Annotated in this window: 33 protein-coding genes and 1 rRNA gene; 3 read left to right on the top strand and 31 right to left on the bottom strand. The window is 55.9% G+C overall.

Annotated elements, in window-relative coordinates; genetic code table 11:
- From PG879_RS09495 to rpsJ, 29 genes are all read right to left on the bottom strand, one after another.
- A 16S ribosomal RNA gene (locus tag PG879_RS09495) occupies positions 1-65 on the bottom strand; the annotation flags it as partial.
- 726 nt (positions 66-791) lie between these two features.
- Positions 792-1175: a 50S ribosomal protein L17 gene (gene rplQ, locus PG879_RS09490; RefSeq protein WP_005307999.1), complete on the bottom strand. Its 384-nt coding sequence runs from the start codon at positions 1173-1175 to the stop codon at positions 792-794.
- 43 nt (positions 1176-1218) lie between these two features.
- Positions 1219-2208 carry a DNA-directed RNA polymerase subunit alpha gene (locus PG879_RS09485; RefSeq protein ID WP_005307997.1) on the bottom strand — a complete coding sequence of 330 codons (990 nt, stop codon included), beginning with the start codon at positions 2206-2208 and terminating at the stop codon, positions 1219-1221.
- Positions 2209-2233: 25 nt separating this feature from the next.
- Positions 2234-2854, bottom strand: a complete 621-nt coding sequence (gene rpsD, locus PG879_RS09480; RefSeq protein WP_010672568.1) for a 30S ribosomal protein S4 — start codon at positions 2852-2854, stop codon at positions 2234-2236.
- 39 nt (positions 2855-2893) lie between these two features.
- Positions 2894-3283 (bottom strand): 30S ribosomal protein S11, encoded by a 390-nt coding sequence (gene rpsK / locus PG879_RS09475; protein WP_005319702.1) that lies wholly within the window; start codon positions 3281-3283, stop codon positions 2894-2896.
- Between the two features lie 14 nt (positions 3284-3297).
- Positions 3298-3654, bottom strand: a complete 357-nt coding sequence (gene rpsM / locus PG879_RS09470) for a 30S ribosomal protein S13 (RefSeq protein ID WP_005307991.1) — start codon at positions 3652-3654, stop codon at positions 3298-3300.
- A 139-nt stretch (positions 3655-3793) separates the two neighbouring features.
- Positions 3794-3907 (bottom strand): 50S ribosomal protein L36, encoded by a 114-nt coding sequence (rpmJ, locus tag PG879_RS09465; RefSeq protein WP_005319705.1) that lies wholly within the window; start codon positions 3905-3907, stop codon positions 3794-3796.
- Positions 3908-3934: 27 nt separating this feature from the next.
- Positions 3935-5263, bottom strand: a complete 1329-nt coding sequence (secY, locus tag PG879_RS09460) for a preprotein translocase subunit SecY (RefSeq protein WP_010672567.1) — start codon at positions 5261-5263, stop codon at positions 3935-3937.
- 8 nt (positions 5264-5271) lie between these two features.
- Positions 5272-5709: a 50S ribosomal protein L15 gene (rplO, locus tag PG879_RS09455; protein WP_005307987.1), complete on the bottom strand. Its 438-nt coding sequence runs from the start codon at positions 5707-5709 to the stop codon at positions 5272-5274.
- 2 nt (positions 5710-5711) lie between these two features.
- Entirely contained in the window at positions 5712-5891 is a 180-nt protein-coding gene (rpmD, locus tag PG879_RS09450) for a 50S ribosomal protein L30 (RefSeq protein ID WP_005307985.1), read from the bottom strand.
- A gap of 6 nt (positions 5892-5897) precedes the next feature.
- A complete protein-coding gene (gene rpsE, locus PG879_RS09445) occupies positions 5898-6398 on the bottom strand; it encodes a 30S ribosomal protein S5 (RefSeq protein WP_005340605.1) in 501 nt (166 codons plus the stop codon).
- A gap of 14 nt (positions 6399-6412) precedes the next feature.
- Positions 6413-6766, bottom strand: coding sequence for a 50S ribosomal protein L18 (gene rplR / locus PG879_RS09440; protein WP_010672566.1), 354 nt, complete (start codon positions 6764-6766; stop codon positions 6413-6415).
- Positions 6767-6775: 9 nt separating this feature from the next.
- Entirely contained in the window at positions 6776-7309 is a 534-nt protein-coding gene (rplF, locus tag PG879_RS09435; protein ID WP_039039489.1) for a 50S ribosomal protein L6, read from the bottom strand.
- A 13-nt stretch (positions 7310-7322) separates the two neighbouring features.
- The gene (gene rpsH / locus PG879_RS09430) at positions 7323-7715 is read right to left on the bottom strand and encodes a 30S ribosomal protein S8 (protein ID WP_005307980.1); all 393 of its coding nucleotides are present in this window, start codon (positions 7713-7715) and stop codon (positions 7323-7325) included.
- Between the two features lie 19 nt (positions 7716-7734).
- Complete coding sequence (rpsN, locus tag PG879_RS09425) at positions 7735-8040, bottom strand: 30S ribosomal protein S14 (protein ID WP_005331161.1); 306 nt, start codon at positions 8038-8040, stop codon at positions 7735-7737.
- 10 nt (positions 8041-8050) lie between these two features.
- Positions 8051-8590: a 50S ribosomal protein L5 gene (gene rplE / locus PG879_RS09420; protein WP_005331162.1), complete on the bottom strand. Its 540-nt coding sequence runs from the start codon at positions 8588-8590 to the stop codon at positions 8051-8053.
- 13 nt (positions 8591-8603) lie between these two features.
- Positions 8604-8921, bottom strand: coding sequence for a 50S ribosomal protein L24 (rplX, locus tag PG879_RS09415; protein WP_005307977.1), 318 nt, complete (start codon positions 8919-8921; stop codon positions 8604-8606).
- Positions 8922-8932: 11 nt separating this feature from the next.
- Entirely contained in the window at positions 8933-9301 is a 369-nt protein-coding gene (gene rplN / locus PG879_RS09410; protein WP_005307975.1) for a 50S ribosomal protein L14, read from the bottom strand.
- A 148-nt stretch (positions 9302-9449) separates the two neighbouring features.
- Positions 9450-9698, bottom strand: coding sequence for a 30S ribosomal protein S17 (rpsQ, locus tag PG879_RS09405; protein WP_005307966.1), 249 nt, complete (start codon positions 9696-9698; stop codon positions 9450-9452).
- A complete protein-coding gene (gene rpmC / locus PG879_RS09400) occupies positions 9698-9889 on the bottom strand; it encodes a 50S ribosomal protein L29 (protein WP_005307965.1) in 192 nt (63 codons plus the stop codon). Before rpmC ends, rpsQ begins: the two co-directional genes overlap by 1 nt.
- Entirely contained in the window at positions 9889-10302 is a 414-nt protein-coding gene (gene rplP / locus PG879_RS09395) for a 50S ribosomal protein L16 (RefSeq protein WP_010672562.1), read from the bottom strand. Before rplP ends, rpmC begins: the two co-directional genes overlap by 1 nt.
- A 13-nt stretch (positions 10303-10315) precedes the next feature.
- Positions 10316-11029 carry a 30S ribosomal protein S3 gene (gene rpsC / locus PG879_RS09390; RefSeq protein WP_005331168.1) on the bottom strand — a complete coding sequence of 238 codons (714 nt, stop codon included), beginning with the start codon at positions 11027-11029 and terminating at the stop codon, positions 10316-10318.
- 3 nt (positions 11030-11032) lie between these two features.
- Positions 11033-11377 (bottom strand): 50S ribosomal protein L22, encoded by a 345-nt coding sequence (gene rplV / locus PG879_RS09385; RefSeq protein WP_010672561.1) that lies wholly within the window; start codon positions 11375-11377, stop codon positions 11033-11035.
- 10 nt (positions 11378-11387) lie between these two features.
- Complete coding sequence (gene rpsS / locus PG879_RS09380; protein ID WP_005307960.1) at positions 11388-11666, bottom strand: 30S ribosomal protein S19; 279 nt, start codon at positions 11664-11666, stop codon at positions 11388-11390.
- Positions 11667-11688: 22 nt separating this feature from the next.
- Positions 11689-12510, bottom strand: a complete 822-nt coding sequence (rplB, locus tag PG879_RS09375) for a 50S ribosomal protein L2 (RefSeq protein ID WP_010672560.1) — start codon at positions 12508-12510, stop codon at positions 11689-11691.
- A 15-nt stretch (positions 12511-12525) separates the two neighbouring features.
- A complete protein-coding gene (rplW, locus tag PG879_RS09370; protein ID WP_005307955.1) occupies positions 12526-12828 on the bottom strand; it encodes a 50S ribosomal protein L23 in 303 nt (100 codons plus the stop codon).
- Complete coding sequence (gene rplD / locus PG879_RS09365; protein WP_005340616.1) at positions 12825-13430, bottom strand: 50S ribosomal protein L4; 606 nt, start codon at positions 13428-13430, stop codon at positions 12825-12827. The genes rplW and rplD overlap by 4 nt, the downstream gene beginning before the upstream one ends.
- Before the next feature lie 17 nt (positions 13431-13447).
- Positions 13448-14080, bottom strand: a complete 633-nt coding sequence (gene rplC, locus PG879_RS09360; RefSeq protein WP_010672559.1) for a 50S ribosomal protein L3 — start codon at positions 14078-14080, stop codon at positions 13448-13450.
- Between the two features lie 22 nt (positions 14081-14102).
- Positions 14103-14414, bottom strand: a complete 312-nt coding sequence (gene rpsJ, locus PG879_RS09355; RefSeq protein WP_005307944.1) for a 30S ribosomal protein S10 — start codon at positions 14412-14414, stop codon at positions 14103-14105.
- A 355-nt stretch (positions 14415-14769) separates the two neighbouring features.
- Here rpsJ and PG879_RS09350 point away from each other — a divergent pair, with 355 nt between their 5' ends.
- Positions 14770-15684, top strand: a complete 915-nt coding sequence (locus tag PG879_RS09350; protein WP_041214072.1) for a DMT family transporter — start codon at positions 14770-14772, stop codon at positions 15682-15684.
- Positions 15685-15719: 35 nt separating this feature from the next.
- Here PG879_RS09350 and envZ read toward each other — a convergent pair whose 3' ends face one another.
- Complete coding sequence (gene envZ / locus PG879_RS09345) at positions 15720-17030, bottom strand: two-component system sensor histidine kinase EnvZ (protein WP_164882882.1); 1311 nt, start codon at positions 17028-17030, stop codon at positions 15720-15722.
- Positions 17027-17746, bottom strand: coding sequence for an osmolarity response regulator transcription factor OmpR (ompR, locus tag PG879_RS09340; protein WP_270830061.1), 720 nt, complete (start codon positions 17744-17746; stop codon positions 17027-17029). Before ompR ends, envZ begins: the two co-directional genes overlap by 4 nt.
- Before the next feature lie 202 nt (positions 17747-17948).
- Here ompR and greB point away from each other — a divergent pair, with 202 nt between their 5' ends.
- On the top strand, positions 17949-18422 hold the full coding sequence (gene greB / locus PG879_RS09335; protein ID WP_270830059.1) for a transcription elongation factor GreB: 474 nt from the start codon (positions 17949-17951) through the stop codon (positions 18420-18422).
- A gap of 268 nt (positions 18423-18690) precedes the next feature.
- Positions 18691-20997, top strand: a complete 2307-nt coding sequence (locus tag PG879_RS09330) for a Tex family protein (protein ID WP_270830058.1) — start codon at positions 18691-18693, stop codon at positions 20995-20997.
- Positions 20998-21002 lie beyond the last annotated feature (5 nt).

The following is a 21002-nucleotide window of genomic DNA, read 5'->3' as shown; positions in this document are numbered from 1 at the left end:
TCGACTTGCATGTGTTAGGCCTGCCGCCAGCGTTCAATCTGAGCCATGATCAAACTCTTCAATTTAAGTTTGGTTGCTTCGAAAAGCGGCTCAATGAATTGCTGAATTAACTGCTGCAACTTTCGTTGCTTTGGTCACTTCATCAGACATTGATATCAAAAATTGTTTTTGATGCTCGATGCTGTGAGTGCCCACACAGATTGCTTGATTCAAATTGTTAAAGAGCGACGCAGCTTTTGGCTGCTGCGGGAGTGGCATTCTACTCAACCGCCTTCTCGAGTCAAGCCTTATTTTACGAGGCTTTTTCGAGGCACCGACAGGCTTGTTTGCGTTGCCGCCTGCCCTGTCGATGGAGGCGCATTATAGGGAGCGAATTCGTTCTGGCAACCCCTCCTCTGCAATAAAATTGCAAAAATCGGCACTTTTTTAGTTATTCATATCCAAGCACAGCTTTTATACAAACTTATCCACAGAAACAAGCCTTCAACGGCACTATAACAGCCACACGCCATGACTCGCGGCCTGCTTAATACGCCAGATGAACAATGACATTGCCCCACTCTGGGCTATGCAACACGAACCGCTGTCGTTTAGGCAGAGATAAACGACTTAATATAGAGACTATTGAAAAATCATCGCTCACTTACAAAGTAAGGCAGTAGAGGCAGTAGAGGCAGTAGAGGCAGTAGAGGCAGTAGAGGCAGTAGAGGCAGTAGAGGCAGTAGAGGCAATAGAGGCAGTATCAGAATCCACCAAAAGAAAAGCCGGGACAAGCCCGGCTTTTTCTTTTATCACTCAGCAGCTGCTTCAGCAGCGGCCGGGCGGTCTACCAGCTCAATGTAAGCCATAGGAGCGTTGTCACCAGCACGGAAACCGCATTTCAGAATGCGAGTATAACCGCCGGCGCGCTCCAGGTAGCGCGGGCCCAGTTCATTGAACAGCTTAGCCACGATCGCGTTATCGCGAGTACGGGCAAATGCCAGGCGACGATTAGCAACGCTATCAGTCTTGGCAAGGGTGATCAGTGGTTCAACTACACGACGCAGCTCTTTTGCCTTAGGCAGAGTCGTCTTGATGATCTCATGACGAACCAGGGAGCTGGCCATGTTGCGGAACATAGCCTGACGATGGCTGCTGTTCCGGTTCAGTTGACGACCACTCAAACGATGGCGCATGACCTTATCCTTCTAACTAAATCTGTGAAACCCGTAATCTGGATTACTCGTCAGCGATGCTGGCGGGCGGCCAGTTCTCAAGGCGCATGCCAAGAGACAGACCACGGGAGGCCAACACGTCCTTGATCTCAGTCAGGGACTTCTTACCGAGGTTAGGAGTCTTAAGCAACTCAACTTCGGTACGCTGTACCAGATCACCAATATAGTGGATAGCTTCTGCCTTCAGACAGTTCGCTGAACGAACTGTCAGCTCCAAATCATCGACAGGACGCAGCAGAATCGGATCAAACTCGGGTTTCTCTTCTTTCTTCTCGGGCACGCTGACATCGCGCAGATCCACGAAGGCTTCCAGTTGCTCTGCCAGAATAGTGGCGGAACGACGGATGGCTTCTTCCGGATCCAGAGTACCATTGGTCTCCATGTCGATAACCAGCTTGTCCAAGTCGGTGCGCTGTTCCACACGTGCCGCCTCGACATTGTAGGCGATGCGAACGATGGGGCTGAACGCGGAGTCCAGCAGAAGGCGACCGATAGGACGCTCTTCATCATCGTTGTGAACACGAGCAGAAGCAGGCACATAACCACGACCGCGCTGAACTTTCAGGCGCATGCTGATCTCAGCATTTGCACCAGTCAGGTGGCAGATTACGTGCTCCGGGTTTACGATCTCGACTTCATCACCGTGAGTGATATCACCAGCGGTAACGGGGCCTGTTCCAGACTTGGTCAGGGACAGAGTTACCTCGTCCTTGCCTTCCAGCTTCACAGCGATACCTTTCAGGTTGAGCAGGATTTCAAGAATGTCTTCCTGTACACCTTCTTTGCTGCTGTACTCGTGCAGTACTCCGTCGATCTCGACTTCAGTAACCGCACAACCGGGCATAGATGACAGCAAAATACGACGCAGGGCATTGCCCAGCGTGTGGCCAAAGCCACGCTCAAGCGGCTCGAGAGTCACTTTCGCGTGAGTCGGGCTAACTTGCTCGATGTCAACTAGCCGCGGTTTAAGAAAATCTGTTACAGAACCCAGCATTGTGTCCTCTCTTTAGAAGCTAGCTTTACTTGGAGTAAAGCTCGACGATCAGCTGTTCGTTAATGTCGGCAGACAGGTCGGAACGCTCCGGCAGGCGCTTGAAGGCACCTTCCATCTTAGCAGCGTCAACCTCTACCCAAGTCGGCTTCTCGCGCTGACCAGCAACTTCCAGGGAAGCTTTGATACGCGCTTGCTTCTTAGCCTTCTCGCGAACGCAGATCACGTCCTCAGGGGATACCTGGAAAGAAGGAACATTCACAACGCGGCCGTTTACCATGATGGCTTTGTGGCTCACCAGCTGACGAGATTCAGCACGAGTGGCGCCGAAGCCCATGCGGTAGACGACGTTGTCCAGACGACCTTCCAGCAGCTGCAACAGGTTTTCACCGGTGTTACCCTTTTGACGGGCAGCGTCGCGGTAGTAGTTGCGGAACTGTTTTTCCAATACGCCGTAGATACGACGTACTTTTTGTTTCTCGCGCAGTTGCACACCGTAGTCGGACAGACGCGCTTTACGCGCACCGTGTTGACCAGGAACGGTGTCAATCTTGCACTTAGAATCAATCGCACGAACACCAGACTTCAGGAAGAGGTCGGTGCCCTCACGACGGCTAAGCTTAAGCTTAGGACCGATATATCTTGCCATCTTCTTTCTCCAACAATCCTAGACCAAGTAGCTACAGCGTTACACGCGGCGCTTCTTGGGAGGACGACAACCGTTGTGCGGGATCGGAGTCACATCAGTAATGTTAGTGATGCGGAAACCAGCCGCGTTCAGAGCGCGGATGGAAGACTCACGACCGGGACCCGGACCTTTGACCATGACTTCCAGGTTCTTCACGCCGTATTCTTTGGCGATCTCACCAGCACGCTCAGCAGCTACCTGGGCAGCAAACGGAGTGGACTTACGGGAACCACGGAAACCGGAACCACCAGAGGTAGCCCAAGACAGAGCATTGCCCTGACGGTCAGTAATGGTCACGATTGTGTTGTTGAAAGATGCATGAACGTGCGCAATACCGTCGCTCACTTGCTTTTTAACGCGCTTGCGAGCACGAGTCGGAGTTTTAGCCATTTTCTACCTTCCCGTTACTTCTTGATAGCCTTGCGCGGACCCTTACGGGTACGAGCGTTGGTCTTGGTACGTTGACCACGAACAGGCAGGCTACGACGGTGACGCAAACCACGGTAGCAACCCAGATCCATCAATCGCTTGATGTTCATGGAAATCTGACGACGCAGGTCACCTTCGACGGTGAATTTACCTACTTGTTCACGCAGACTCTCGATCTGAGCTTCGTCCAGGTCTTTAATTTTCACATTCTCAGCGATACCGGCTGCGGCACAGATGGCCTTGGAGCGGGTACGACCGACGCCATAAATAGCAGTCAACGCAATGACTGCATGTTTATGGTCAGGAATGTTAATGCCAGCGATACGGGCCACTATTCACTCCTACATATAGTAGATAACGACCACCACAAAGCCCGTGAGCGGATACGTGGCGGTCAACCAATACACAACAAAAGTTGGCTGGCTATATTAGCCAGCACAACTATTTGTTGCAAGTACTAACCGTAAAAAATTAGCCTTGGCGCTGTTTATGCTTTGGCTCGCTGCAAATCACACGCACCACACCGTGACGCTTGATGATTTTGCAGTTACGGCAGATTGCCTTAACGGAAGCACGAACTTTCATTGCTTAACTCCGTAACTACGCCGACCTTTAGCGGCCGTAGCCCTTCAGGTTGGCCTTCCTCAGGACGTCGCCATATTGATGAGACATCATATGGGTCTGAACCTGAGCCATGAAGTCCATGATAACTACCACGATAATCAGCAGCGAGGTGCCACCGAAGTAGAACTGTACGTTCCAGGCAGTCATCAGGAACTGGGGTACCAGACAGATAAAGGTAATATAGAGCGCACCTGCCAATGTCAGGCGAGTCATAACCTTATCGATGTAACGTGCTGTCTGCTCGCCCGGGCGGATCCCCGGGATAAAGGCTCCACTCTTCTTCAGGTTATCTGCTGTCTCGCGGGGGTTGAACACCAGCGCGGTATAGAAGAAGCAGAAGAAGATAATGGCTGCTGCATAGAGCATCTCGTACAAGGGCTGACCCGGCTGCAGGACCATAGAGACCTGTTGCAGAATGTCAGCGATCTTGCCCTCGCCCTGACCAAACCAGGAGGTAATGGTACCCGGGAAGAGGATGATGCTGGATGCGAAAATCGCAGGAATCACACCGGCCATATTCACTTTCAACGGCAGGTGTGTGCTTTGCGCAGCGAATACCTGGCGGCCTTGTTGACGCTTGGCATAGTTAACGACGATACGACGCTGACCACGCTCCACGAACACCACAAAGTAAGTCACAGCGAAAACAATCAAGCCCAGCAACAACAACAGCAGGATGTGCAATTCCCCTTGACGTGCCTGTTCGGCCGTAGCGCCAATGGCATGAGGCAGACCGGCGACGATACCTGTGAAGATAATCAACGAGATACCATTACCAATCCCACGCTCGGTAATCTGTTCACCCAACCACATCAAGAACATGGTACCGGTGACCAGACTCACAACGGCTGTGAAATAGAAGCCCAAACCCGGATGAGTCACGAGTCCTTGCATCATATTCGGCAGACCTGTTGCAATACCAATGGCCTGGAACGTTCCCAAAACCAGCGTGCCCCAACGGGTATATTGGCTAATCTTGCGACGGCCGGATTCACCTTCTTTCTTGAGTTCAGCAAGAGCAGGGTGAACCACAGTCAGCAACTGGATAATGATCGACGCCGAAATGTACGGCATGATCCCCAGTGCAAGAATAGAAGCACGCGAGAGTGCACCACCACTGAACATGTTGAACATCTCAATGATGGTGCCCTTCTGTTGTTGGAACAACTCGGCCAGTACGGCGGCGTCAATACCAGGGATCGGCACATAAGAGCCTGCACGGAACACGATAATTGCCCCGAGAACGAAGAGCAGACGGCTCTTCAGTTCGCTCAGACCACCTTGTGCTTTAACATCCAATCCTGGTTTCTTAGCCATTGTACTGATTATTCCTCGATTTTACCGCCAGCGGCCTCGATGGCTGCACGTGCACCCTTGGTGACGGACAGACCACGAACGGTCACAGCACGGTCAATGTTGCCAGACAGAACAACTTTAGCGAACACGATGTTTTTGGTAATAACACCGGCTTGCTTCAGAGTGCTCACGTCGACCACATCACCTTCTACCAGGGCGATTTCGTTCAGGCGCACTTCGGCAGAAACCAAAGATTTGCGAGAGAAGAAACCGAACTTCGGCAGACGGATTTTCAAAGGCATCTGGCCGCCTTCAAAACCGTTGCGGACCTTGCCGCCACCGGAACGAGAAGTTTGACCTTTAACACCACGACCACCGGTCTTGCCCAGACCAGAACCGATACCACGGCCCGGACGGTGCTTGACGCGCTTGGAGCCAGCGGCCGGAGACAGAGTATTCAGACGCATGCTTAGCCCTCCACCTTAACCATGTAATAAACCTGGTTGATCATACCGCGTACGCAGGGAGTATCTTCCAGCTCAACGGTGTGACCAATGCGACGCAGACCCAGACCACGCAGAGTCGCCTTGTGCTTTGGCAGACGGCCGATAGAGCTGCGAGTTTGAGTTACTTTTACAGTGTTAGCCATGTCGCATTACCCCAGAATTTCTTCAACGCGCAGACCACGCTTGGCCGCGATCTGTTCCGGTGATTGACCGTGAACCAGAGCGTCGACAGTTGCGCGAACAACGTTGATTGGGTTGGTGGAACCGTAGGTCTTGGCCAGCACGTTGTGGATACCAGCAACTTCCAGTACGGCACGCATGGCGCCGCCTGCAATGATACCAGTACCTTGGGAGGCCGGCTTCATGAACACGGTGGAACCAGAGTGAACGCCACGCACCGGGTGGTGCAGGGTGCCGTTGTTCAGCTCAACCTTGTTCAGGTTACGTTTAGCCTGTTCCATCGCCTTTTGAATGGCGGCCGGAACTTCACGGGCCTTACCGTAACCGTAACCTACACGGCCGTTACCATCACCCACCACGGTCAACGCGGTGAAGGACATGATACGACCACCTTTAACAGTTTTCGAAACACGGTTTACTGCAATGAGCTTTTCTTGCAGTTCGCCGGCTTGAGATTCGACTTTAGCCATCTTCGACTCCTAGCTTAGAACTGAAGACCAGCGTCACGAGCAGCGGCAGCCAGAGCGGCTACACGACCGTGATACTTGAAACCGGAACGATCGAAAGATACGTTCTGAACGCCTTTGGCAATAGCACGCTCAGCGATAGCCTTACCTACAGCGGTAGCAGCATCTGCGTTACCGGTGTATTTCAGAGCTTCACTGATGGCTTTCTCTACTGTGGAAGCAGAGGCCAGAACTTCGGAACCGTTGGCTGCAATAACCTGCGCATAGATATGACGCGGGGTACGGTGAACAACCAGACGGGTAGCTCCCAGTTCCTGCATCTTTTTCCGAGCACGAGTAGCACGACGGAGACGAGCTGCTTTCTTGTCCATAGTGTTACCTTACTTCTTCTTAGCTTCTTTAGTACGCACTTGCTCGTTGGCATAGCGTACACCCTTGCCCTTGTAGGGCTCCGGAGCGCGGTAAGCACGGATATCGGCGGCGACTTGGCCAACCAGCTGCTTGTCCACACCACGCAGAATTATCTCAGTGGCGGACGGACATTCAGCGGTAACACCAGCCGGCAGCGCATGCTCAACCGGGTGAGAGAAGCCCAGAGCCAGCGCGACAGCATTGCCCTTGATGGAGGCCTTGTAGCCTACACCAACCAGCTGCAGCTTGCGCTCGAAGCCTTGGGTAACACCGAATACCATGTTGTTGACCAATGCACGTGCAGTACCGGCCTGAGCGTCAGCACCAGCGATGCCGTCGCGCGGGGCGAACTTCAGTACATTGTCTTCTTTGGTCACTTCTACACCGGCGTGGATGGAACGAACCAGGGAACCTTTACCACCTTTGATGGACAGTTCCTGACCGTTCAGAGTCACCTCTACGCCAGCAGGAATAGTGACGGGTGCCTTAGCAACGCGAGACATTTCCGACCTCCTATTAAGCGACGTAGCAGATGATCTCACCACCCATGCTTGCCTTACGGGCAGCACGGTCGGTCATCACACCTTTAGACGTGGACACGATAGCAACACCGAGACCGCCCATGACTTTCGGCAGATCAGTAGTGCGCTTGTAAATACGCAGGCCGGGACGGCTCACGCGTTGGATCAGTTCTACAACCGGCTTGCCCTGGAAATACTTCAGTTCGATTTCCAGTTCAGGTTTCACGTCACCAGCTACGGAGTAGCCAGCGATGTAACCTTCTTCTTTCAGCACTTTGGCGATAGCCACTTTCAGCTTGGAAGAAGGCATGGAAACCGCAACTTTGCTCGCCGCCTGACCGTTACGGATGCGGGTCAGCATATCCGCGATCGGATCTTGCATGCTCATAGTCTAACTCCCGAGATTCTTACCAAGAGGCCTTTTTGAGGCCCGGAATTTCGCCCTTCATGGCATGCTCACGCACCTTGATGCGAGAGAGGCCAAACTTCCGCAGGAAACCGTGCGGACGACCAGTGATGTTGCAACGGTTACGCTGGCGGGACGGACTGGAATCACGGGGCAGCTGTTGCAGTTGCAAGACAGCATCCCAACGCGCTTCTTCAGAAGCGTTCATATCAACGATGATAGCTTTCAGCTCGGTACGCTTAGTCGCGAACTTGGCTGCCAGCTTCGCACGCTTTGCTTCACGTGCTTTCATGGATGTTTTAGCCATAACCCTAACCTTACTTGCGGAATGGGAAGTTAAAGGCAGCCAGCAGAGCACGGCCTTCTTCGTCGGTATTCGCGGAAGTGGTGATGGTGATATCCAGACCACGGACGCGATCGACCTTGTCATAGTCGATTTCCGGGAAGATGATTTGCTCACGCACGCCCATGGAGTAGTTACCACGGCCATCGAACGCCTTGGCGTTCAGACCACGGAAGTCACGGATACGCGGTACGGAGATGCAAATCAGCCGTTCCAGGAACTCCCACATACGCTCGCCACGCAGGGTTACTTTACAACCTATCGGGTAGCCTTCACGAATCTTGAAGCCCGCAACAGATTTGCGTGCTTTGGTGATCAGCGGCTTCTGACCGGAAATGGCAGCCATATCGGCAGCAGCATTTTCCAGCAACTTCTTGTCAGAGATCGCTTCACCAACACCCATGTTCAGGGTGATTTTCTCGATCCGAGGGACTTGCATGATAGTCTTGTAACCGAACTGCTTGGACAGTTCATTTACTACATCGGATTTGTAGTAATCATGCAGTTTCGCCATCGTTAAACTCCAATTACTTCACAAGTTCGCCGGTGGATTTGAAGAAACGGACTTTCTTGCCGTCTTCAATCCGGAAACCAACGCGGTCAGCCTTGCCAGTGGCAGAGTTGAACAGCGCGACGTTAGATACATCGATGGGGGCTTCTTTGGTGACGATGCCGCCAGCCTGACCCAGTGCGGGTACCGGCTTTTGGTGTTTCTTCACCTGGTTGATGCCTTCCACGATTACCTTACCTTTTGCAATCAGGACTTGAGTGACTTTGCCACGCTTGCCCTTGTCTTTGCCGGTAAGAACAATTACTTCGTCTTCGCGACGGATTTTAGCTGCCATCGTTCGACTCCTTACAGTACTTCGGGTGCCAGGGACACAATCTTCATGAACTTCTCGTTACGGAGTTCACGGGTCACCGGGCCAAAAATACGAGTACCGATTGGCTGTTGGTTGTTGTTAAGCAACACAGCCGCATTGTTGTCGAAACGGATGACAGAGCCGTCCGGACGACGAACGCCTTTACGGGTGCGTACGACCACCGCGTTATACACATCACCTTTCTTCACTTTACCGCGAGGAATGGCTTCCTTGATGGAAACCTTGATGATGTCGCCGATGCCGGCATAACGGCGGTGCGAACCACCCAGAACCTTAATACACATTACACTGCGAGCGCCGGAGTTGTCGGCAACACCCAGCATACTTTGCATCTGGATCATCTTAGTGCTCCGCTTTGTTTACTTCTTATCCCTGATGGGATCTGGCTGCCTTCAAAAGGCGCGAAACTATAACACAGCTATTTTTGAAAAGGTAGCCTAAAAAACAAACGGCCCCGATGGGGGGCCGTTTGGGCTAAAAAGTACCGAATTAGGCCTTTTCTACGACAGCAACCAGGGTCCAGGACTTGGTCTTGGACAGCGGGCGGCACTCGCGGATTTCCACGAGATCGCCAGCCTTGCACTCGTTGTTCTCGTCATGCACGTGCAGCTTGGTAGTGCGCTTGATGATCTTACCGTAGATCGGGTGCTTTACCTTGCGCTCGATAGCGACGGTGATGGACTTGTCCATCTTGTCGCTGATTACACGACCTTGCAGAGTACGGATCTTGTCAGTCATTACGCACCTGCCTTCTCAGTCAGTACAGTCTTGATACGTGCGACGTCACGACGCACTTGTTTCAGAGTGTGAGTCTGAGCCAGCTGGCCGGTGGAAGCTTGCATGCGCATGTTGAATTGCTCACGCAGCAGACCCAGCAGCTCCTGATTCAGTTCTTCGACGCTCTTTTGACGCAGATCTTGGGCTTTCATCACATCACCGTCTTAATTACGAAAGTGGTCTGAACAGACAGCTTAGCTGCGGCCAGGGCAAACGCTTCACGCGCCAGAGCCTCAGGTACACCATCCATCTCGTACAGAACCTTGCCAGGCTGGATCGGGCAAACCCAGTATTCCACGTTACCCTTACCTTTACCCATACGAACTTCGAGGGGCTTTTCGGTGATGGGCTTGTCCGGGAACACACGGATCCAGATCTTGCCTTGACGCTTAACGTGACGGGTCATGGCACGACGGGCTGCTTCGATTTGACGAGCAGTCAGTTGACCACGAGATGTCGCCTTCAGGCCAAAGGTACCGAAGGATACTTCGTTACCGGCATTGGCCAGACCGCGGTTACGACCCTTGTGGGTCTTGCGGAATTTAGTACGCTTAGGTTGCAACATTTACCGAATCTCCTTACTTGGCAGCGCGGCGCTTGTTGTCACGCTTGGGCTTCGCAGGAGCTTGCTCTTGAGCAGCGGCAGCATTGACTGCAGCCAGACCGCCCAGAACTTCGCCCTTGAAGATCCAAACTTTAACGCCGATCACACCGTAAGTGGTGTGGGCTTCAGAAGTTGCGTAGTCGATGTCGGCGCGCAGGGTGTGCAGGGGCACACGACCTTCACGGTACCATTCGGTACGCGCGATTTCAGCGCCGCCCAGACGGCCGGAAACTTCCACTTTGATGCCCTTGGCACCCAGGCGCATGGCGTTCTGTACGGCGCGCTTCATAGCACGACGGAACATTACGCGACGCTCCAGCTGGGAAGTGATGCTGTCGGCAACCAGTTTGCCATCCAGCTCCGGCTTGCGGACTTCGGAAATGTTGATCTGAGCAGGCACGCCAGCGATCGCGGCTACAGCTTTGCGCAGTTTTTCAACGTCTTCGCCTTTCTTGCCGATCACGACACCCGGACGAGCGGTGTGAATGGTCACACGGATGCTCTTGGCCGGACGCTCGATAGTGATCTTGGACAAGGAAGCGTTTTTCAGCTCCTTGGTCAGGAACTGGCGTACTTGGAAATCGCTGTACAGGTTGTCAGCGAAGTCTTTGGTGTTCGCGAACCAGGTAGAATTCCAAGGCTTGGTAATACCCAGGCGAATGCCATTAGGATGTACTTTCTGACCCATTGCTTATCTCCCAGCCTTAGCGTCGGATACCACTACAGTGATGTGAGCGGTACGCTTGAGGATACGATCCGCGCGACCTTTGGCACGCGGGCGGATGCGCTTCATGGAGGGACCTTCGTCTACCATGATGGTGGCAACACGCAGGGTGTCGATATCGGCACCTTCGTTGTGCTCAGCGTTGGCAATGGCAGATTCCAGCACTTTCTTCACCAGAACAGCAGCCTTTTTCGGGCTGAAGGTCAGGATGTTCAGAGCCTTGTCTACGGACAGACCACGTACTTGATCGGCTACCAGACGAGCTTTCTGGGCAGAAGTACGGGCATAACGGTGTTTAGCGATAGCTTCCATCATTTATCCCTTAGCGCTTCTTAGCCTTCTTATCAGCAGCATGGCCGCGATAAGTACGAGTCGGTGCGAATTCACCCAGTTTGTGACCGATCATTTCTTCGGTAACGAAAACCGGAACGTGCTGACGACCATTATGGACAGCGATGGTCAAACCGATCATGTTCGGGATGATCATTGAACGACGGGACCAGGTCTTAACCGGCTTTTTATCCCCGCTTTCCACCGCTTTCTCTACCTTCTTCAGCAAGTGCAGGTCGATAAATGGACCCTTCTTGAGAGAACGTGGCATGGTGATTCCTCTATGTTAACAATTACTTGTTACGACGACGTACGATGTACTTGTCGGTACGCTTGTTCTTACGGGTCTTGAAGCCCTTAGCCTTCTGGCCCCATGGGGACACAGGCTGCATGCCCTTGTTACGACCCTCACCACCACCGTGCGGGTGATCAACCGGGTTCATCGCCATACCGCGAACGGTCGGACGAATACCACGCCAGCGGTTAGCACCGGCTTTACCCAGTTGACGCAGCATGTGCTCGGAGTTACCCACTTCACCGATGGTAGCGCGGCACTCGGCCAGAACTTTACGTACTTCGCCGGAACGCAGACGCAGAGTTACATAGTTACCTTCACGAGCCAGGATCTGGATGAAAGTACCAGCGGAACGAGCCAGCTGGGCACCTTTACCAGGCTTCATCTCTACGGCGTGAACGGTAGAACCGACCGGGATGTTGCGCATCGGCAGGGTGTTACCTACCTTGATGGCAGCATCAGCACCAGAGGCGATTGCATCACCAGCTTTCAGGCCTTTCGGAGCCAGGATGTAACGACGCTCACCGTCTGCATACAGCACCAGGGCGATGTTTGCGGTACGGTTAGGATCGTATTCCAGACGCTCAACTTTGGCCGGAATGCCGTCTTTGTCGCGCTTGAAGTCGATCAGACGGTAGTGTTGCTTGTGACCACCACCGATGTGACGAGTGGTGATACGACCGTTGTTGTTACGGCCACCGGACTTGCTTTTGCTGTCCAGCAGAGCGGCGAAGGGCTTGCCCTTGTACAGCTCTTGGTTGACGATCTTGACGACGTGGCGGCGGCCCGGAGAAGTAGGCTTGCACTTAACGATTGCCATTTTTCAGAACTCCTCTTACTCGGCTGCGCCCATGAAGTCGATGTCCTGACCAGCTTTCAGGGTCACATAAGCCTTTTTCCAATCGGAACGACGGCCTACGCGTGCACCTGCGCGCTTGGTCTTACCCTTCATGTTCAGGGTACGGACGGTCTCAACTTCGACCTCGAACAGTTTCGCAACTGCAGCTTTGACTTCCGCCTTGGTGGCATCAACAGCAACTTTGAACACGATAGTGTTCTGCTTTTCTGCGACCATGGTGCTCTTTTCAGAGATGTGCGGAGCCTTCAGAACTTTCAGCAGACGCTCTTCACGGATCATGCCAGCATCTCCTCGATTTGCTTAACTGCGTCAGCAGTCATCAGAACCTTGTCGAAAGCGATCAGGCTGACCGGGTCGATACCGGCAACGTCACGCACGTCAACTTTGTACAGGTTACGAGCAGCCAGGAACAGGTTCTCATCGACTTCAGCAGTCACGATCAGAACGTCAGTCAGTTCCATTTCTTTCAGCTTGGCGATCAGTTCTTTGGTCTTCGGCGCTTCGATGCCGAACTTCTCAACAACGATCAGGCGCTCTTGACGTACCAGCTCGGACAGGATGCTACGGATAGCGCCGCGGTACATCTTCTTGTTTACTTTCTGGCTGTGATCTTGCGGCTTAGCAGCAAAGGTCACACCACCGGAACGCCAGATGGGCGAACGGATGGAGCCAGCACGGGCACGACCAGTACCCTTCTGACGCCACGGCTTTTTGCCGCCACCAGACACTTCAGAGCGAGTCAGCTGCGCACGAGTACCCTGACGGGCACCAGCGGCATATGCAACGACAACCTGGTGAACCAGAGCTTCGTTGAATTCGCGCCCGAAGGTAGTCTCGGAAACTTCAAGAGCGCTCTTGGCGTCTTTCATTACCAATTCCATTACTATCTCCTCAGACGTTACGCTTTGACGGCAGGTTTGACGATCACGTTGCCGTTGGTTGCACCCGGTACTGCGCCTTTGATGAGCAGCAGGTTGCGTTCAGCGTCAACACGAACCAGTTCCAGGTTCTGAGTCGTTACACGCTCAGCACCCATGTGACCAGCCATCTTCTTGCCCTTGAATACACGGCCCGGGGTCTGGTTTTGACCGATGGAGCCAGGTACACGGTGGGACAGGGAGTTACCGTGGGTCATATCCTGGGTACGGAAGTTCCAGCGCTTAACAGTACCGGCAAAACCTTTACCCTTGGATGTGCCGGTAACGTCTACCAGCTTAACGTCAGCGAGAAGATCTACTTTCAGCTCGCTACCAACAGTGAAAGTTTCACCGTTGTTCAGGCGGAATTCCCACAGACCGCGACCGGCTTCTACACCAGCTTTGGCGAAGTGGCCAGCTTCCGGCTTGGTTACGCGGCTGGCTTTCTTGGCGCCAGTGGTAACCTGAATAGCGTTGTAGCCGTCGGTTTCTACAGATTTGACCTGAGTTACACGGTTAGCTTCAACTTCGATAACAGTCACCGGGATAGAAACGCCATCTTCAGTGAAGATGCGAGTCATACCCACTTTGCGACCTACAAGACCGATTGTCATTGTTATCAACCTCTTTCCGTAATTAACCCAGGCTGATCTGGACGTCTACACCAGCTGCCAGATCCAGACGCATCAGAGCGTCAACGGTCTTGTCAGTCGGTTCAACGATGTCTACCAGACGCTTGTGAGTGCGGATCTCGTACTGATCACGCGCGTCTTTGTTGACGTGCGGGGAGATCAGAACGGTGAAACGCTCTTTGCGAGTCGGCAGCGGGATAGGACCGCGAACCTGCGCGCCAGTGCGCTTAGCAGTTTCAACGATTTCCGCAGTGGATTGATCGATCAGGCGATGATCAAAAGCCTTCAGGCGGATACGGATTCTTTGGTTCTGCATTGACAGAGCTCCAATAGATAAAAGAACATAAATCAACACCGCCCGACCGGGACTACTCCCGCCAGAGGTGTGATTTTTCACGTTTCCTCCCATATCGGGAGGACTGTATGGCTGGCAACTCGTAAACGGGAAGCTCAGCAAGCAGACATATCGTCTGGCTGCCTCATGGGCAAGCGGAGAGGATTATACGGATTTTTTCCACTCACGCAAGTGAAGGCGGACAGATTGTGCGCAATTTTATGTGACAGATGGATCTCGCCAACGGCTGGGCAAGCCCTTGCCTGGCAGGGGTAACGACAATGTTGCAAACAGGCTGATAGACTGCGCCCTCGCCCCTGTCTGCGGAACCCATCCCATGCTCAAGAATCAGAAGAAAGCCTACCAGTACGGGCTCTGTGCCGTCGCCCTCTGGTCCACGGTGGCCAGCGCCTTCAAGATCTCCCTCGCCTACTTTGAACCGGTACAGCTGCTGCTGGTCGCGGCCTGCACCTCGACCCTGACCCTGGGGTGCATTGTGGCCTGTCAGGGCAAACTGCCACTACTGCTCGACTACATCAAGAGTCGCCCCCTCTACTACCTCGCTCTCGGGGTCCTGAACCCCTTTCTCTATTACCTGCTGCTGTTCAAGGCATATGATCTGCTGCCCGCCCAGCAGGCACAGACTCTCAACTACACCTGGGCCATCACCCTCAGCCTGCTGGCCGTTCCCTTCCTCGGTCAAAAGCTGCGCCGCCGCGATGGCGTCGCCATCGTGCTCGGCTATTTCGGCGCCCTGGTGATCGCCACCAGGGGGGACGTGTTCGGTCTGCAGTTCGACAGCCCCCTCGGCGTCACGCTGGCGCTGGTGTCGACCCTGATCTGGGCCGGTTACTGGATCCTCAACACCCGCAATCAGGGGGACCCCGTCGTCAGCCTGCTGCTCGGCTTCCTCATCAGCCTGCCCTTCATCATCGTGGCGACCTGGTTGCTCTCGGACTTTGCCATGACCGCCTGGCAGGGATGGGCTGGCGCCATCTATGTGGGGCTGTTCGAGATGGGTTTCGGTTTCGTGCTCTGGCTGATGGCCCTGCGCCACGCCACCAACACGGCCCCCATCAGCAACCTCATCTTCATCTCGCCGTTTGCCTCTTTGGTGCTGCTCAACCTGTTGATCGGCGAAACCATTCACCCGGCAACCCCCATCGGGCTGGTTCTCATCGTCGCCGCCCTGCTTATCCAGCAACTCAAATATGGCAAGCGCTACCGCAAGGTGAGCGACCCCCACCCCTGACAGACAAAGGGCGTATCCCTCGATATGCCCTGCTTTCAATCCATCCACTCCAGAGGCTGGTTCTTGGGTAGCCGGATCTCCACCTGCAAGCCCCCCAGTTCGGAACGCCCCAACCTGATGGTGCCGTGATGCTGGGAGACTATCTTGGCAACGATGGCCAGCCCCAGCCCGCTGCCGCCACCGGTGCGCGCCACATTACCCTGGGTGAAGGGCTTGAGCACCCGGGAGTAGTCCTCTTCTGCAATCCCCGGGCCATTGTCGGAGAGTCGCAGCCGCACCCAGTGGCCATCATCCCTGAGCTCGGCCTGCAACCGAGTAGCACCATAGCGCAGGGAGTTGCCCGACAGATTGTTGAGGATACGGCGAATGCTGATGGGATGGCAGGCCACACGCACCGCCTCCTCCGGCAGGAGCAGCTCCACTTCCAGTCCCTGATCGGTCTGCATCAGCAACGCATCGTGAATGAGCTGGGTCAGGTCGACGGGCCGGGCATCGAGCCCCTCGTTCGGGCGAATGTAGTCGATGAACTGATCGATGATACCGTTCGACTCATCGATGTCCGCATTGATGCTCTCCTTGAGGTACTCATCCCCCGAGGACATCATCTCGGTTGCGAGACGAATGCGGGTGAGAGGGGTGCGCAAATCGTGGGATACCCCGGCCATCATCAGGTTGCGCTCCTCGATCAGCCCCTTGATGGAGCTCGACATGTGGTTGAAGGTGCGGGTCAGGCGGCGCACCTCCCGCGAGCCCTGCTCCCCCAGGGCATCGGGAAAGTTGCCGCGCGCCACCGCCACGGCCCCCGCTTCCAGATCCTCCAGCGGCCGCACCAGCTGACGGGCAAAACGCCAGGCCGCAAACAGGGTCACCACCAGCAAGACGCTCATATAGAGGATGAGCGGTTCGATGTCGTCATCTTCAATTTCCGTCAGGGGAATGCGCACCCACATCTGGCTGGCCTGGGGAGGCTGAATCCAGATAATGTAGTGATCCTGGATTTCAACCCTGACCCTGGTATCCCCTTTCAATTCGCGGCTGATGCTCTGCTCCAGATAGGGGTAGGGCTTGGAATCATTCAGCCCGTGCTGCTCCGCCTCGCTCTGGGTATAGATGTCGCTTCCGGTCGCCACATAGACCAGCGCCTCGGCATCTTCACTGAGCGCCAGCTGGTTGTTGTCCACCGGGAAGATGAGTTTGACCTGGTTTGCCAGCAGGTGGCTGATCTGCTTGACGGTCGGCGCCAGCAAGTAGTTGTAGAAGGTAACGTAGGAGACGACTTGATAGACCACCAGCACGGCAGCCAGAAACCAGAGCATGCGGGAGAACATGCTGCCCACTTTCTTCATGCGTTCTCACCGTCCGGTACGAACACATACCCCAGACCCCAGACGGTCTGCAGATAGCGGGGCTGGGCCGGGTCCTGTTCCAGCAGGCGGCGCAGGCGGGAGACCTGCACATCGATGCTGCGCTCGGTGGCCGTGTACTCGCGACCACGGGCCAGGTTCATCAGCTTGTCACGGGAGAGCGGTTCGCGAGGATGACTCACCAGCACCTTGAGCACGGCGAACTCCCCGCTGGTCAGGGCAACCGGTTCGCCATCACGGCTCAGTTCACGGGTCGCCAGATTGAGCTGGTAGGCCCCGAAACTCACCATCTTCTCCGCCGCGGAAGGGGCGCCGGGCAGCTCCACGGTATGGCGGCGCAGCACGGCGCGGATCCGGGCCAGCAGCTCACGGGGGTTGAACGGCTTGGGCAGATAATCGTCGGCCCCCATCTCCAGACCGACGATGCGATCCACTTCGTCCCCCTTGGCGGTGAGCATCAAGACAGGGAGCTGGTTGCCGGCCTCGCGCAGGCGGCGGCAGATGGAGAGGCCGTCTTCCCCCGGCAGCATCAGATCAAGCACCATCAGGCTGAAGTTTTCACGCGTCAGCAGGCGATCTGCCTGCTCCCCGTTGGCGACACCTCGCACTACAAACCCCTGCTCGGTGAGGTAGCGCTCCAGCAAGGAACGCAGTTTCAGATCGTCGTCCACCACCAGGACCTTGTATTGCTGACTCATTGCCACCTCTCTTTTCTGTCTCCCCTCATACTAGAGCCGCCCCCTGCAACCACAAAACATAAATATGTTACCGGTTATTGCCCTCATTCGGCCCCGGAGCCGGGAAGGATGGATGGCCAGCTCTGCTTTTTGCTCGACAGCGCGGCGACAATGACTAAGATCCCGAGCAACCGGATGCAATTGGCGAGGGAGTGATAACTCCATGAAAACCAAACTCATTACCCGTGAAGGCTACACCAGGCTCCGGCAGGAGCACGACATGCTCTGGCGGGAGGAGAGGCCCGATGTCACCAAAAAAGTGGCCTGGGCGGCGAGCCTGGGTGATCGCAGCGAGAATGCCGATTACCAGTACAACAAGAAACGCCTGCGGGAGATCGACCGCCGGGTTCGCTACCTGCGCAAGTGCCTGGAAGAGCTGACCATAGTCGACTACTCCCCCTCCCAGGAGGGCAAGGTCTTCTTCGGCGCCTGGGTCGAGGTGGAAAACGAAGAGGGAGAGACCAAGCGCTTTCGCATCGTCGGCTATGACGAGATCTTCGAGCGCAAGGATTACATCTCCATCGACTCTCCCATGGCCCGTGCCCTGCTCAAGAAAGAGGTGGGGGACGAGGCCATAGTGCGTACGCCAGTGGGTGACGCCTGCTGGTACATCAATGAGATCAGCTATCCCAAATAAGCCAGGCCGACCCTCACTGCCAAATCGGCTGACAAGGCCAGGAGAGACCGAGCATGCCCGCCCACCGGGTATGACAAGCGTCGTTTTTGCCGGGGTGGCATCCTGCTGCCCGACCCCATATAGTGCTCACACCCGGCGCCTTGCGGCGCCAACCGGCCCGCGCGGCAGTGACCTGGCAGGTATCTCAAGTATCGCCAGGACAGACCCCCTGTTTGGCGACATAGCCCCACGCTGGCCAGTTAGACAGGACCCGACCAAGAGACCCTCGATGCAAAGCCACGTAATAGAACATCAGATCGCCGGTGAGCTGAATGCCCGCCCGGAACAGGTGCAGGCAGCCGTTCGCCTGCTGGACGAAGGCGCGACCGTTCCCTTCATCGCCCGTTACCGCAAAGAGGTGACCGGCGGTCTGGACGACAGCCAGCTGCGTACCCTGGAGAGCCGCCTCGGCTACCTGCGTGAACTGGCGGATCGCCGCCAGGTGATCCTGCGCTCCATCGAAGAGCAGGGCAAACTGACCCCCGAGCTGGCCCGCGAGCTGAACGAGGCCGACAGCAAGACCCGGCTGGAAGACCTCTACCTCCCCTACAAGCCCAAGCGGCGCACCAAGGGGCAGATGGCCATCGAGGCGGGGCTGGAGCCACTGGCGGATTTGCTGCTGGGTGACCCCATGAAGGATCCCGAACAGGAGGCGGTTCGCTTCCTCAATGCAGAGCAGGGGATCACCGACGGCAAGGCCGCCCTCGACGGTGCCCGTTACATCCTGATGGAGCGTTTCGCCGAGCAGGCCGATCTCCTTGAGAAGTTGCGGGACTACCTGTGGCACAACGCCACCCTGCGTGCCCGCGTGGTGGCCGGCAAGGAGCAGGAAGGGGCCAAGTTCAAGGACTACTTCGAACACGACGAACCCCTGCACAAGGCACCCTCCCACCGGGTGCTGGCCATGTTGCGCGGCCGCAACGAGGGGATCCTCAACCTGGCGCTGGTCACCGGCGAGGATGAGGGTACCAGCCCCTGCGAAGGGATCATCGCCCATTACCTCAGACTCAACCTGCAACACCGCCCGGCCGACAAGTGGCTGCAGGGGGTGGTGAGCTGGACCTGGAAGATCAAGCTCTCCCTGCAGATGGAAACCGAGCTGATCGGCCGCATCCGCGAGTCAGCAGAGGAGGAGGCGATCAAGGTGTTCGCCATGAACCTCAAGGATCTGCTGATGGCGGCACCGGCCGGCATGCGCTGCACCATGGGGCTGGATCCCGGCATCCGCACCGGGGTCAAGGTGGCGGTGGTGGATGCCACCGGCAAGCTGGTCGATCACGCGACCATCTATCCGTTCGAACCCAAGCGCCAGGTTGACCAGAGTCTCAAGACTCTGAGCGAGCTGTGCCAGAAGCACAAGGTCGAGCTCATCAGCATCGGCAACGGCACCGCATCCCGGGAAACCGACCGCCTGGTGAGCGATCTGTTCGAGCGCTACCCGGCCGCCAAGGCGCAGAAAATCGTGGTCAGTGAAGCGGGGGCATCGGTCTACTCCGCCTCCGAGCTCGCCTCCCAGGAATTCCCGGATCTCGACGTCTCCATTCGCGGCGCCGTCTCCATCGCCCGCCGGTTGCAGGATCCCCTGGCCGAGCTGGTCAAGATCGACCCCAAGAGCATAGGTGTGGGCCAGTACCAGCACGACGTCGGCCAGAGCCAGCTGGCCCGCCGCCTCGACGCGGTGGTCGAGGATTGCGTGAACGCGGTGGGGGTGGATGTGAATACCGCCTCGGTCGCCCTGCTCAACCGGGTTTCCGGCCTCTCCCAGACCCTGGCCCAGAACATCGTCGCCTACCGGGATGAGAACGGCGCCTTCCAGCATCGTCAGCAGCTGCTGAAAGTAAGCCGACTCGGGCCCAAGGCATTCGAGCAATGCGCCGGCTTCCTGCGCATTCGGGGCGGCAGCAACCCGCTGGACGGCTCGGCGGTGCACCCGGAATCCTACCCTGTGGTGGAGCGGATCCTCGCCAAGCTGGAGCAGACCGTGGGCAGCCTGCTCGGCAACAGCAGCCTGCTGCGCACCCTCAAGCCCACCGACTACACCGACGAGCAGTTCGGGGTGCCTACCGTCACCGACATCATCGGCGAGCTGGACAAGCCAGGCCGCGACCCTCGTCCCGAATTCAAGACCGCCGCCTTCAAGGAAGGGGTGGAGAAAATCAGCGATCTGGTGCCCGAGATGGTGCTGGAGGGTGTGGTCACCAACGTCACCAACTTCGGCGCCTTCGTCGACATCGGCGTCCATCAGGACGGGCTGGTGCACATTTCTTCCCTCACCGATCGCTTCGTCAAGGATCCCCGCGAGGTGGTCAAGGCCGGTGACATCGTCCGGGTCAAGGTGCTGGAAGTCGATGTACCGCGCAAACGCATCAGTCTGACCATGCGTCTGGATGAAAAAGCCGGCCAGCCTGCACGCAAACCGGCCGAGCCGCGTCACACCGGCAACGCCCGACCGAAACAGGCGCCCCGTCAGAACGCTCCGACCGAGGGTGCCATGGGCAATGCCTTCGCGGCTGCCCTGTCGAAACTGAAGAAATAAGCCTC

This window comes from Aeromonas sp. QDB63, from assembly GCF_027707425.1.
Taxonomy (GTDB): domain Bacteria; phylum Pseudomonadota; class Gammaproteobacteria; order Enterobacterales; family Aeromonadaceae; genus Aeromonas; species Aeromonas caviae.
The sequence above is the reverse complement of the archived record's forward strand: the minus strand, read 5'-3'. Positions and strand labels throughout refer to the sequence as shown.